Here is a 12,452-nt window from a genome sequence, read left to right as displayed (position 1 = left end):
CACTGCATCACCCAGCAGCAGCCCGCCCTCGACGGAAGCCACTGATGTTCGACGTGGTGGAGGCATCCATCGCCGAGCTGCGGCGCGCCCTCGAGACCGGCGAGACGACCGCGGTCGAACTCATCGACGCCTACCTCGCGCGCATCGCCGCCTTCGACGCCCCCGGCACGGCTACGGCGCTGAACGCCGTCGTCGTCGCCAACCCGGAGGCCCGTGCCGAGGCGGCGGCATCGGATGCTCGTCGCGCGCGCGGCGAGGCCCTCGGGCCCCTCGACGGCATCCCCTACACAGCGAAGGACAGCTACCTCGTGCGCGGCCTCACCGCCGCGGCGGGGAGTCCCGCTTTCGCAGAGCTCGTGGCCCAGAGCGATGCCTTCACGATCGAGCGACTGCGTGCGGGCGGGGCCGTCTGCCTCGGGCTCACGAACATGCCTCCGATGGCGAACGGCGGCATGCAGCGTGGCGTCTACGGTCGCGCGGAGAGTCCGTACAACGCGGCCTTCCTCACAGCGCCCTTCGCCTCCGGCTCGTCGAACGGCTCCGGCACGGCGACGGCGGCGAGTTTCGCCGCTTTCGGCCTCGGCGAGGAGACCTGGTCGAGCGGCCGGGGCCCGGCGACCAACAACGCGCTGTGTGCCTACACGCCCTCACGCGGCGTGATCTCGACCCGCGGGAACTGGCCTCTCGTGCCGACCATGGACGTCGTGGTGCCGCACACCCGCTCGATGGCCGATCTGCTCGAGGTGCTCGACGTGATCGTCGCCGACGACGCCGAGACCCGCGGCGACTTCTGGCGGGCGCAGCCGTGGGTCGAGCTGCCCGCCGCATCCGCCGTCCGCCCGGAGTCGTATCGCGCCCTCGCCGCGGACACGGCGCGCACGCTCGTCGGTGCACGCATCGGTATCCCCCGCATGTACATCAATGCGGACCCGGATGCCGGCAGCACCGAGAGCCCGGGCATCGGCGGCCCCACCGGCCGGCGCATCGACACACGGGCGAGCATCATCGCGCGCTGGGAGGCCGCCCGCCGCGACCTCACCGCTGCCGGAGCGACAGTGATCGAGGTCGACTTCCCCGTGGTGTCGAACTACGAGAGAGACCGTCCGGGCGCGCACACCATCGCGACTCGCGGCCTGGTGTCACCCGAGTACCTGCACCGCGAGATCGTCGACCTCTCGGCGTGGGCGTGGGAGGACTTCCTGCAGGCGAACGGCGACCCGGGCCTGCGCTCGCTCGCCGACGTCGACGGCGCCAGGATCTTCCCGCATCCGGAGGGCGCGCTTCCCGACCGTTACACCGGGTTCGACGACGATATCGCCGAGTATCCGGACTGGGTGCGCCACCATCCCGACGTCTCGTACAGGGACATGCCCGAGCTCGAAGACGGGCTGCGCGGCCTGGAGGAGACCCGCCGCCGTGACCTCGAGGTGTGGATGGATGTGCTGCGGCTCGACGCCGTGGTCTTCCCCGCGGTCGCCGACGTGGGGCCGGCCGACATGGACGTGAACCCGGAATCCGCCGACCTCGGCTGGCGCAACGGCGTGTGGATCGCGAACGGCAACCTCGCGATACGTCACCTCGGCATCCCGACCGTCACCGTGCCGATGGGACTGATGAGCGACATCGACATGCCGATCGGGCTGACATTCGCGGGACGGGCGTACGACGACACGCGACTGCTGCGTTTCGCCTCGGCATTCGAAGCGGCAGGCGGCCCTGGCACGCGTCGCACGCCGCCGACGCGCACCCCCGCGCTCTGAGCGATCATCCGGGTTCGGGCCCTAGGTTGATCGCATGGACAACGGCGCGATCTTCTATGTGCTGGTCTTCGGGCCGATGCTGCCTCTGGTCGTCGTGGTCGCCGCCGTGGTCCTGTTCGGCGCGGGGTTCGCGATCCATGCCCTGACCGGTGCGGCGATCAGCTCGGTCGCAGAGATGACGCGCGCGCGTCGCGAGAAGACATACGTGAGGAAGCATCAGCGTGACATAACACTCCTGTGACGCTCGCCACGATAGTGATATGTTCGGCGCATGCACAGCGAGAACGAACGCGCCCTCGAATCCGGTATCGTCACCGACCTCTCGGGGCGGATGACCTACGGCTCGTACCTGGCGCTCGACCAGCTGCTCACCGCGCAGCACCCGGTGAGCGCACCGCAGCACCACGACGAGATGCTGTTCATCATCCAGCACCAGACCACCGAGCTGTGGCTCAAGCAGCTGCTGCATGAGCTGTCCTCCGCTCGCGAGCTGCTCGCCCACGACGACCTGCGCGAGGCCCTGAAGCGCATCGCCAGGGTCAAGCGCATCCAAGACGTGATGACACAGCAGTGGTCGGTGCTCGCCACGCTCACCCCCACCGAGTACGCCCAGTTCCGCGGGGCACTGGGCAACTCGTCGGGCTTCCAGTCCGTGCAGTACCGGGCGGTGGAGTTCGCCCTCGGCAACAAGAACGCGAAGATGCTGAGCGTCTTCGCCGACCACCCCGCCAATCTCGCTCTGCTCACCGCCGAGTGGGAGAAGCCGACGCTGTACGACGAATTCCTGCGTTTCGCCGCCCGCCGTGGGCTGCCGATCCCGAGCTCGATCCTCCAGCGCGACGTGCGCGAGCCGTACCGGGAGACCCCGGAGCTGGTGCCGGCGATCCGCGAGATCTACCAGGATCCGAGCCGGTACTGGGACCTGTACGAGGCGTGCGAAGACCTGGTCGACCTCGAGGACAACTTCCAGTTCTGGCGCTTCCGGCACCTCAAGACCGTCGCCCGGACCATCGGAATGAAGGTCGGCACCGGTGGCTCCAGCGGGGTCGGATTCCTGCAGCGCGCGCTGGACCTGACGTTCTTCCCCGAGCTCTACACCGTGCGCACCGAGATCGGCAGCTGATGAAGGCCGCGACGTTCTTCGACGGGACCGCATGGCGCGAGGGCGTCGTCGAGCTCGCCGACGGGCGCGTGCGGCTGCGCGATGAGCGCCCCACCCCCGACCTCCCCCGCATCCGCGGCGCCATCACCGGCGGATTCACCGACCACCACGTGCACCTGCAGCTCGTCGAGCACGGCCTGCTGGCAGCGTCGCGCCTCGGCCGCGTGATCGACCTCGGCGGCAACCCTCAGGTGCTGAGCCGGCTCGCCGTGCAGGCGGTCGCGATCGACTACGCCGGCGCTTTCCTGACCGCTCCGGGCGGTTACCCCTCCGACCGCGACTGGGCACCGGAGGGCTCCGTCCGCGAGATCACCGACACGGATTCCGCTGCCACCGCGGTCGCCGGGATGGCGGCGGCCGGAGCCACCCGTGTCAAGGTCACCAGCAACAGCACCGCAGGACCGGTGCTCTCCGACGACCTCTTCCGCGCGATCGTGCGGGCGGCCGACGAGCACGGCCTCGCGGTCGTCGCGCATGCCGAAGGGGCGGGCGAAGCGCAGCGCGTCGTGCGTCTCGGAGCCTCCCACCTGGCCCATGCCCCGTTCACGGAGCGCCTCGACGACGCGGAGATCGTGCGCCAGGCGGCCTCGGCCTCGTGGATCTCGACGCTCGCGATCCACCAAGACTCCGAGCGCGCGATCGCGATCGACAACGTGCGCCGCTTCCACGCCGCAGGCGGGACCGTGCTCTACGGCACCGATCTGGGCAACGGGCCGATGCCGGTCGACCTGAACCCGCGCGAGATCGCCGCCCTCCGCGAAGCCGGGCTCGACGACGCTGCCCTCCTGCGCGCACTCGCGCCCGGGGATCCGTTCGACCCCACCTCCGTGCTCCTCCTCTCGGGAGGACCAGCCTCGACCGCCGATCCGCTCGACGCCCGCCCCCTCACCCCCGCAGATCTGAAGGTGTGACATGACCACGACATCCGACCCCTCGCTCCTCGCGCACGCCCGCGCTCTCGACGCCGCCGATCCGCTGCGCGCCCACCTCGACGCGTTCGCCGAAGCCCCGGGCGTCACGGCCTACCTCGACGGCAACTCCCTCGGCCGACCGCTGCGCGACATGCCCGACAAGCTCGCCGCGTTCGTGCGCGACGACTGGGGAACACGGCTGATCCGCTCCTGGGACGAGCAGTGGATGGCGCTGCCGATGGAGCTCGGTGACCGCATCGGGCGGGTGGCGCTCGGTGCCGCTGCCGGGCAGACGGTCGTCGCCGATTCGACCAGCGTGCTCATCTACAAGCTCATGCGCGCCGCCGCGAGCGCCGATCCCACCCGCACCGAACTCGTGATCGAGGCCGGCAACTTCCCCACCGACCGGTTCCTCGCCGAGGGGGTGGCCGTCGAGACCGGGATGACTCTGCGCTGGCTCGAACCCGACCCGGTGTACGGGGTGACCGTCGCCGACGTCGAGGCCGTCGTCTCCGCACGCACCGCGCTGGTGTCGCTGAGCCATGTCGACTACCGCTCGGGCGCCCTGGCCGACATGCCGGGCATCACGGCTGCCGCGCATGAGGCCGGAGCACTGATGATGTGGGATCTGTGCCACTCCGCCGGCGTGGTCCCGATGCAGCTCGACGAGTGGGGTGTCGACATGGCCGTCGGCTGCACCTACAAGTACTTGAACGGCGGGCCGGGCTCCCCCGCCTTCGCCTACCTCCGCCACGGACTGCAGGGGGTGCTGCGCCAGCCGATCCAGGGCTGGTGGAGCGCGGCCGACATCTTCGCGATGGGGCCGGAGTACGTGCCATCGGGCGACATCCGCCAACTGCTCAGCGGCACGCCGCCGGTGACCTCGATGCTCGCGATGCAAGGCATGCTCGACCTCATCGAGCAGTCCACGGTCGAGGGAGTGCGGGCGAAGTCGCAGTCGCTGACCGATCTTGCGGTGCAGGCCTACGACGAGCTGCTCGCCCCTCTCGGCGTGCGACTGCTCAGCCCCCGCGACGCCGGGGTGCGCGGCGGTCATGTGACGATCGGCCACCCCGACTTCCGTGAGGTCACGCGGCGCCTGTGGGCGGACGGCATCATCCCCGACTTCCGGTTCCCGGATGGCATCCGCCTCGGCCTCTCCCCGCTCAGCACTTCGCACGTCGAGACGGTGACCGGCGTTCTCGCGGTGCGCGACGCGTTGGAGTCCGGTGATCTCTGACCCCGCCGTCGCACCCGTGCTCGACGACATCGATGCGCGCCCCGGCAGCACCGCCTCGCTGCTGCGGACGTTCATCGGCGTCTTTCTGCGCCCGCTCGGCGGATGGATCTCGACGGCCGACCTGGTCGCCTTCGCCGGCGACCTGGGCATCGAAGCGGCACAGGCACGCACGGGTGTCGCCCGCCTCAAGCAGAAGGGCCTGCTGCTCGCCTCGCGCGAAGAGCAGATCGGCTATCGCCTCAATCCCGCAGCCACCGGGATGCTGGAACGTGGGGATCGACGCATCTTCGAGATGCGGGAGATGACGGATGCCGACACCTGGTGCCTGGTGTCGTTCTCGATCCCCGAGAGCGCACGGAGCGTACGCCACCAGTTGCGTCGACGGCTGCAGTGGATCGGCGCGGGTGTCGTATCGCCGGCGCTGTGGATCTGTCCCGGCCACCTTCAGGCGGAGGTTGAGCAGATCCTCCAGGAACTCGACGTGCGCGGCTGGGCGACGCTGTTCCCGACATCCGTGCCCGTCCCCGCCGGCACGCTGATCGAGGCCGCGGCGCAGTGGTGGGACCTGGAGGCGCTGCGCGGCGAGCATCTCTCTTTCCAGGGCGCGCTCGCGACGCTGCCCGCCGAGCCGTTCGCCGCGTACGTGCAGCTGATCGACCGTTGGCGGGTGCTGCCGTACACCGACCCGGGGCTTCCCCCCTCGATGCTGCCGACCGATTGGCCCGGTCGTCGCAGCTTCGACGAGTTCGCCCGTCGGTCGGCGGAGCTGGCCGCACCCGCCTGGGCGCATGTGCGCGCCCGGATCACCTAGCCCACCTGCCCCGCGACCTCGGCGAGGAAACCGGCCACGTGCTCCTGCAGTCGCAGGATGCGCAGGTCGCGCGCGAACTCGCGGTCGAACCCCTGGTAGGCCAGGGGCGGCAGGATGCGGACATTGTGGTTGCAGCCGAACTCGGCGCAGGTGAGCACGCCCACGCTGTCGCCCTTGCGTCCGGCCGGCCCGGCCTTGCGCGCCACGTACAGCTGCACGTCGTTGCGGAGCGTGACGTCTTCGCACCATGAGCATTGCGCCCGCGCGATCACGCGCTGTTCGGCGCGCTGCAGGAAGACGCCGACCGGTACGTCGTCGATCCAGCTGACGACGTAGGCCCGGCGGGGCATCTTCGGGTCAGCCCAGCCGAGGAAGTCGAGGCGATCGAAGTCGATCTCGGCGAAGCCGTGCGGCAGGGTCAGGTCGGAGACCTCCTTGCGGGAGGCGTTGAGGAAGGAGGCGCGGATGGCGCGCTCGTCGATGGGACGCATGAGAATGAGTGCTTTCGAGGTGGTCGCCGGGGAGGCGAGTCGATGGGAGGAAGGTCCCGGCTGCGGATGCCGGGTACGTCACGACACCGGGGACGGGGGTTCCGCCTCCGGTGGGTCCTCAGCCTCTGTCTGCGGCGCGGAAGGCGCCTGCAGCTCCGCTCTGCGCCCCGAGGGCGCTCATCGACGACAGCACCCGGCGAGCTTACACCCGTTTGTTTCACTCCGTGTCGGTCCGCCTGGGCACAGCGCGACGGGCGTCTTAGTCTTTCCGGAACGTCCGACCAGAAGGAGACCACCGTGTCCACGCCGCTGAACCGCCTTTCGCCCCTCCCGGTGCGTGAGCGTGCGGCGTGCATGTGCAGCCACGGCGGCCGGTGCTCCTCCTTCGCTCCCGGCCATGCCCTGCACCTCATCCAGGCGCGCATCGCCTCGGCCACGCCCGCGGAGTGGGTGGACGCCCTGGTCGAGTCTGCCGACGCGGTATCGGGAGACCTCGTGGTGCGCACACTCGACGGCGAAGCGCACGATCTGTGGAACGGCTCCGGCGCCGCGCTCGAAGCCGCTCCGGGCACCCCCGTCGCACTCCACGCGCGCTACGGCGTGCTGGCCGTCGGCGGCACGCCGTTCAACGTCGCAGCCGTCTGATCGCTCCCTGAGCCCGACGCCGGTTCAGGCGTTCCGGTTCAGGCGCTCGCCATCAGCATGTCCTTCATGGCGGTGCAGGCATCCATGCAGGCCTGGCACGCCTGAGCGCACATCCGGCAGACGTCGCTCTCGTCGGCATGCCGCGCGCACGCGTCCATGCACGTCCTGCACATCGCGATGCAGGCGTTCAGCATCGCCATCATCGACGCCGGGGTCATGCCCTGCATCCGCATCATCGACCGCATCATGGTGTTGCACATGTCGGCGCCGTTCATGCACGCCGGTGAACAGTCCATCATCTGCGTCGAGCACACCGTGCAGGCCTGCTCGCAGGCGGCGCACGCATCCATGCACGCCTGCATGACGGCCATGTCCATCATCTGCATGTCGGGCATCGACTCCATGTTCTTCGACATGGCGCCCATCATCATCGAGTCCATCGCACACCGCTTCCTTGGTCGAGGTCCGCGGGCAGGACCACCCGCCTGGCGCCAGGCTAGTCCTTCCCGGTGCATGAGTCGATGGGCGCCGAACGTTGTCATGGTGCGAGCCGATTGTCAATCCCGTGGCCGCTTCTCCGCAGGAGTGAGAGTGTCGGAAGCAATCGATCCGCCTACGAGAGGAGCCGCACATGAGTGCCGCAGACGACATCAAGAACGCCGCCGAGAAGGCCGCCGGAAAGGTCAAGGAAGGCGTCGGAAAGCTCACCGACAACGAGAAGCTCGAAGCCGAGGGCAAGGCGGATCAGGTCAAGGCCTCCGCCAAGCAGGCCGGCGAGAACGTGAAGGACGCCGCGGGCAAGGCCGGCGACAGCGTCCGGGACGCGTTCGAGAAGTAAGACGCCCCACACACCGAAGAGGTGAGGCCCGCCGAACGGCGGGCCTCACCTCGATGGGTCAGACGTGTGGAGTCGTCAGACCTTGCGGCTGCCGCTGATCGCTCGGATCAACCAGGCGATCACAGCGATCGCGAGGAGGACGAGCCCGACCCACAGGAGGAACTGGAGCGACTGCACCAGTCCTCCGGTGATCGCAAGGATCACTGCGACGACGATGACGATGATCAGGAGGATGTTCATCGGTCTTTCCCTTCTTTCGGCAGGCGCGAACGCCCGACTGTGGTGCCTCCACGCTAGCCGTGGGAAGCGTTATGCCCGAGGGGGTTGACTTACCCCCTCCGAGTGCGCGAAGGAGACGAGCACATGCCAGGAAGACGCGACAACTCGCTGAAGGATCCCGAGCTGTACGAAGAGCTGAGGAAAGACGGCGCCTCGAAGGAGAAGGCCGCGCGCATCTCGAACGCCGCGGCGAAAGAGGGGCGCAGTGCCGTGGGGCGCCGCGGCGGCGAACACGGAGACTACGAGGATTGGACCGTGCCGGAGCTGCGCGCGCGTGCGAAGGAACTCGGTCTGACCGGCTACAGCGGCAAGCGGAAATCCGAGTTGATCTCCGCGCTCAGGAATCACTGAGGCCGCGGATGGCGCGCTTCGGCATCGAGGAGGAGTTCCTCTTCCTCGATGCGCACTCGCTGGTGCCCGTGACGCTCACCGCCGGCACTCGCGAGCGCATCACGCGCCTCAAGACGGGCGGAGAGGTGACGAGAGAGTACCTGACCTCGCAGATCGAGTGCCTCACCGAGCCGGTCGCGACCGCGACGGACGCCGAAGCGCAGCTGACCCATCTGCGCGGCCTCATCGGATGGCACGCCCAGGATCAGCATGCCATCGCCGCCGGCACCGGCACCCCGTTCGCCTCGACCCGGTCCTCCGCCGTATCGCCCTCGCCGCACTACGACGACGTCGCGTCGCAGCTCGGACATCTCACGCGCGACCACGAGGTCAACGGGCTGCACGTGCACGTCGAGGTCACCGACGACGAGGAGCGGGTCCGCGCCCTGAACCGGGTGCGCGGCTGGCTCCCCGTGCTGCTGGCGCTCACCGGGAACAGCCCGTTCGTGAACGGACGGGATTCCGACTTCGCCAGTTGGCGCAGCATCCTGATCCGTCGGCTGCCGTCGTCATGGGCCCCGCCATACTTCCGCGATTACGACGACTATCGCTCGGGTGTGCAGCGTCTCATCGACGTCGGCGCGCTCACCGATGCGGCGTCGCTTTCATGGTCGGCCCGGATATCGGAGCGGTACCCGACCGTCGAGGTCCGGGTCTTCGACGCCCAGCTGACGGCCGAGGACTCGGTGTCCGCCGCGCTCCTCTCCCGCGCACTCGTGCTCACCACCGATCTGCCGCTCGCCGACATCGGTGTCGACGGCATCGACGCCTCTCTGTGGACGGCGGCCCGTCGAGGGATGGACGCACGCCTGCTCGATCCGACGACCGGCGAGGCCGAAGACGCCTGGAAGCTCGCCGACCGCATGCTGTCCGCGATCGCTCCCACGCTCCGCGAACTCGGCGACGAGGATCGGGTCCGCGATGGCATCGATCGGCTGCGCACCGACGGGTCCGGTGCGCAGCGCCAGCGCCGCGCCGTCGCCGAGGGCGGGACGCGTGCCCTCGGCGATCTTCTCCGCGCAGGGACAGCCGCACCGCTTCCCGCCCCCGCAGAGCAGCCTGCCTGATCTTCACCGGCCCCGACGTCCGACGACGGCGGTATGGTCGGCCTGTGGCCTCCTTCGCCCCGCTCCAGCGCCTCGTGATCTCGATCGCGGTGCTCGCGTCGTTCGTGACGTTCCTCGACGGCACGGTCGTCAACGTGGCGCTGCCCGCGATCAGTCGCGAGCTCGGAGGCGGCATCACCACCCAGCAGTGGGTCGTCGACGCCTATCTGATCACTCTGAGTGCCCTGATCCTGCTGGCCGGATCGGTGTCGGATGCCTACGGCCGGGTGCTGGTGATGCGTGTCGGGCTGATCGCGTTCGGCGTGGCATCCATCGCCGTGGCCGCGGCATTCGATCCACTCGTCCTGATCATCGCCAGGGCCGCGCAGGGGGCCGCCGGTGCGCTGCTGGTGCCGAGCTCGCTCGCACTGATCACCGCGACCATGCGCTCCGACGTGCAGTCGAGGGCGATCGGCGTCTGGACGGCGTTCACCACGGGAGCACAGCTGGTCGGTCCACTGCTGGGCGGATTGTTCGTCGACTACCTGTCCTGGCGCTTCGTCTTCCTCATCAACGTGATCCCGATCGGCATCACTCTCCTCCTGCTCTCCCGTCTTCGTCTGCCCGAGCATCCCCGTGGCATCACGGTCGACTGGTGGAGCGGGGCGCTGTGCGCGGTCGGACTCGGCGCCGTGGTCTTCGCACTCATCGAACAGCCGAATCTGGGGTGGCAGTCGCCCGCGATCTGGATTCCGGCCGTGGCCGGCGCCGCCCTGTTCGCCCTGTTCCTGTGGCGTCAGCAGCACTCGGCGTCGCCCCTCATGCCCCTGTGGTTGTTCCGGGTGCGCGACTTCGGCTGGGGCAACCTCGCCACGTTCTTCGTGTATGCGGCTCTGTCGCTCAACGGCTTCGTGGTCGGCGTCTACCTGCAGCAGGGGGCGGGCCTCAGCGCGACCGCCGCGGGACTGGCCAGCCTGCCCATGACCATCCTGATGATCCTCGTCAGCTCGCGCGCGGGCCAGTGGGCCGGCCGGTGGGGACCGCGCATCTTCATGACGGTCGGACCGCTGCTCATGGCCGTCGGCGCCCTCATGCTGCTCCTCGTCTCGGCCGACTTCGACTACTGGTGGCAGGTGCTGCCGGCGATGATCGTGATGGGCCTCGGGCTCTCGCTCACGGTCGCTCCGCTCACGGCCGCGATCCTCGGAGCGATCGACGAGAACCACTCGGGTATCGCCTCCGCCGTCAACAACGCCGTCTCGCGTGTCGCCGGGCTGCTCGTGGTGGCGATGCTGTCGACGATCGTCGGCGGTGCGCTCGACCTCGACGGGTTCCACAGCGCGGCATGGGTCACGGCGACGCTGCTCGTGATCGGCGGCGTGGTGTCGTGGATCGGCATCCGCCGCAATCCGGCCGAACCGACACCGGCCGACGCCGCCGCGACCGGCCCCGTGCCGCGATGACCGTGGCCGCACTCGCGCGAGGCCGATGGGCCGGTCTGATCGTCGTCGGAGCGCTCGCGCTGACGGCCTGCTCCCCCGCGCCCGCGCATTCACCTTCGTCGGGCGTCACACTTCCGCCCTCCGGCGCGGTGCCCGACTACCAGCTGGGCGGAGCCTACGCACCGGACCCCGAGGTCGGCATCGTCGGGCGGGACCGGAGCGCCGAGCCCGTACCCGGCGTGTACTCGATCTGCTACGTGAACGGCTTCCAGACGCAGCCGGGCGAACTCGCAGACTGGCCGCGCGATCTGCTGCTCCAGCGCGGGGGCGAGGTCGTGTTCGATCCGGACTGGCCGGACGAGGGGCTGCTCGACACCTCGACCGCGGAGCATCGAGACAGGATTTCCGAGACGGTGAAGCCCTGGATCGACGACTGCGCGGGTGCCGGCTTCGACGCGGTGGAATTCGACAACCTCGACTCGTACTCACGGTCCGATGGTTCCCTCTCGTTCGACGACAACCTGGCACTGGCCTCGCTCCTCGTCGATGCCGCCCACACCGCGGGGCTCGCCGCCGGGCAGAAGAACGCCGCCGAGGACGCGGCTCCGCTCCGCGCGCGGGCCGATTTCGACTTCGCCGTCACCGAGGAATGCGCCGCGTACGAGGAGTGCGAGGCCTACACGTCGGTTTACGGCGACCACGTCATCGACATCGAGTACGCCGACGAGCTCCCGCGGTCCTTCGCCGAGATGTGCGACGACGACGCCTCTCCCGCCGCGATGGTGCTCCGCGACCGCGACCTCGTCACCCCGGACGACGGCGCCTACGTGTTCGAGACCTGCGGCTGAGCGATCCGGCTGCTCAAAGACCGTCGTCTTCGTGCCAGTGCTCCTGCCAGCGCCAGTCGATCGGCTCGGATGCCCGCTGATAGCGGATGTCGGTGGAGAGACGGATACGCCCCTGCGGGTCGACGTTGTCGGTGCTGGCGTGCACCACGTACGACGAATGGACCATCACGTCGCCGGCCCGGTAATCGGCGAGCAGCCACCGCGCATCGTGCGCCTCGGCGAGAGCGGGGAGGTCGGCCGTGATCGACGCAGCCGGAGGCCTGTCACCGCGCTCCCGCTCGGCGGCGAGGGCCCAGTGGTGGCTGCCTTCGAGATAGGTGAGACCGCCTTGCTCGACGGGACAGTCTCCCAGGGGGATCCACATCGAGAGCACGCGCTCGCTTCCCTGGCGCAGATAGACGAGGTCGTAGTGTGCCTGTGTGGCGGTGCCGATGCCCGATTCGCCCGGACGGATGTGGCGGATGATCTTGCGCCGGTGCAGGTGCACGTCATCGCCGAGGAACCATTCGAACCACCCGCGGATGTCGGGGTGTCCGGTCAGCGCCGCGTATCGCTCCCCCGGAACGATCTCGTCGAACAGGGCGGCGCG

The 12,452-nt window shown here is 69.3% G+C and carries 16 protein-coding genes; 12 read left to right on the top strand and 4 right to left on the bottom strand.

Features of this window, described 5'->3' with window-relative positions:
- Window positions 1–44: 44 nt before the first annotated feature.
- From B2869_RS06855 to B2869_RS06830, 6 genes are read left to right on the top strand one after another with little or no spacing between them, the layout of a single operon-like run.
- Window positions 45–1,760 carry an amidase gene (locus tag B2869_RS06855; RefSeq protein ID WP_292764245.1) on the top strand — a complete coding sequence of 572 codons (1,716 nt, stop codon included), beginning with the start codon at window positions 45–47 and terminating at the stop codon, window positions 1,758–1,760.
- Between the two features lie 34 nt (window positions 1,761–1,794).
- Window positions 1,795–2,001, top strand: a complete 207-nt coding sequence (locus tag B2869_RS06850; protein ID WP_292764228.1) for a hypothetical protein — start codon at window positions 1,795–1,797, stop codon at window positions 1,999–2,001.
- Between the two features lie 30 nt (window positions 2,002–2,031).
- The gene (locus tag B2869_RS06845; RefSeq protein WP_292764225.1) at window positions 2,032–2,883 is read left to right on the top strand and encodes a tryptophan 2,3-dioxygenase; all 852 of its coding nucleotides are present in this window, start codon (window positions 2,032–2,034) and stop codon (window positions 2,881–2,883) included.
- The gene (locus tag B2869_RS06840) at window positions 2,883–3,833 is read left to right on the top strand and encodes a hydrolase (RefSeq protein WP_292764222.1); all 951 of its coding nucleotides are present in this window, start codon (window positions 2,883–2,885) and stop codon (window positions 3,831–3,833) included. The genes B2869_RS06845 and B2869_RS06840 overlap by 1 nt, the downstream gene beginning before the upstream one ends.
- Window position 3,834: 1 nt before the next feature.
- Window positions 3,835–5,073, top strand: a complete 1,239-nt coding sequence (locus B2869_RS06835) for a kynureninase (RefSeq protein ID WP_292764219.1) — start codon at window positions 3,835–3,837, stop codon at window positions 5,071–5,073.
- Complete coding sequence (locus B2869_RS06830) at window positions 5,063–5,884, top strand: PaaX family transcriptional regulator C-terminal domain-containing protein (protein ID WP_021201230.1); 822 nt, start codon at window positions 5,063–5,065, stop codon at window positions 5,882–5,884. The genes B2869_RS06835 and B2869_RS06830 overlap by 11 nt, the downstream gene beginning before the upstream one ends.
- Here the strand turns inward: B2869_RS06830 and B2869_RS06825 are convergent.
- Window positions 5,881–6,375 carry an FBP domain-containing protein gene (locus tag B2869_RS06825; RefSeq protein WP_292764216.1) on the bottom strand — a complete coding sequence of 165 codons (495 nt, stop codon included), beginning with the start codon at window positions 6,373–6,375 and terminating at the stop codon, window positions 5,881–5,883. The genes B2869_RS06830 and B2869_RS06825 overlap by 4 nt on opposite strands.
- 297 nt (window positions 6,376–6,672) lie before the next feature.
- On the opposite strand from B2869_RS06825, the gene B2869_RS06820 reads away from it, so the two are divergent.
- A complete protein-coding gene (locus B2869_RS06820; RefSeq protein WP_292764212.1) occupies window positions 6,673–7,020 on the top strand; it encodes a hypothetical protein in 348 nt (115 codons plus the stop codon).
- 38 nt (window positions 7,021–7,058) lie between these two features.
- Here the strand turns inward: B2869_RS06820 and B2869_RS06815 are convergent, their stop codons facing one another.
- Entirely contained in the window at window positions 7,059–7,460 is a 402-nt protein-coding gene (locus tag B2869_RS06815) for a hypothetical protein (protein ID WP_292764210.1), read from the bottom strand.
- A gap of 191 nt (window positions 7,461–7,651) precedes the next feature.
- Here B2869_RS06815 and B2869_RS06810 point away from each other — a divergent pair, with 191 nt between their 5' ends.
- On the top strand, window positions 7,652–7,858 hold the full coding sequence (locus B2869_RS06810) for a CsbD family protein (protein ID WP_017829324.1): 207 nt from the start codon (window positions 7,652–7,654) through the stop codon (window positions 7,856–7,858).
- 75 nt (window positions 7,859–7,933) lie between these two features.
- Here the strand turns inward: B2869_RS06810 and B2869_RS06805 are convergent, their stop codons facing one another.
- Entirely contained in the window at window positions 7,934–8,098 is a 165-nt protein-coding gene (locus B2869_RS06805; protein ID WP_017201713.1) for a hypothetical protein, read from the bottom strand.
- Window positions 8,099–8,221: 123 nt separating this feature from the next.
- Between B2869_RS06805 and B2869_RS06800 the strand changes: the two genes are divergently transcribed.
- From B2869_RS06800 to B2869_RS06785, 4 genes are read left to right on the top strand one after another with little or no spacing between them, the layout of a single operon-like run.
- Entirely contained in the window at window positions 8,222–8,488 is a 267-nt protein-coding gene (locus tag B2869_RS06800; RefSeq protein WP_021201234.1) for a DUF7218 family protein, read from the top strand.
- 8 nt (window positions 8,489–8,496) lie between these two features.
- Window positions 8,497–9,594, top strand: coding sequence for a carboxylate-amine ligase (locus tag B2869_RS06795; RefSeq protein ID WP_292764197.1), 1,098 nt, complete (start codon window positions 8,497–8,499; stop codon window positions 9,592–9,594).
- 44 nt (window positions 9,595–9,638) lie between these two features.
- Window positions 9,639–11,036: an MFS transporter gene (locus B2869_RS06790; protein ID WP_292764194.1), complete on the top strand. Its 1,398-nt coding sequence runs from the start codon at window positions 9,639–9,641 to the stop codon at window positions 11,034–11,036.
- A complete protein-coding gene (locus tag B2869_RS06785) occupies window positions 11,033–11,863 on the top strand; it encodes an endo alpha-1,4 polygalactosaminidase (protein WP_292764191.1) in 831 nt (276 codons plus the stop codon). The genes B2869_RS06790 and B2869_RS06785 overlap by 4 nt, the downstream gene beginning before the upstream one ends.
- A 13-nt stretch (window positions 11,864–11,876) precedes the next feature.
- On the opposite strand, the gene B2869_RS06780 is transcribed toward B2869_RS06785, so the two are convergent.
- A partial coding sequence (locus B2869_RS06780) for a phytanoyl-CoA dioxygenase family protein (RefSeq protein WP_292764187.1) occupies window positions 11,877–12,452 on the bottom strand: 576 nt, incomplete at its 5' end.

This window comes from Microbacterium sp. UBA3486 (genome assembly GCF_002377845.1).
Classification (GTDB): Bacteria; Actinomycetota; Actinomycetes; order Actinomycetales; family Microbacteriaceae; genus Microbacterium; species Microbacterium maritypicum_A.
This window is presented reverse-complemented; position numbering and strand designations above follow the sequence as displayed.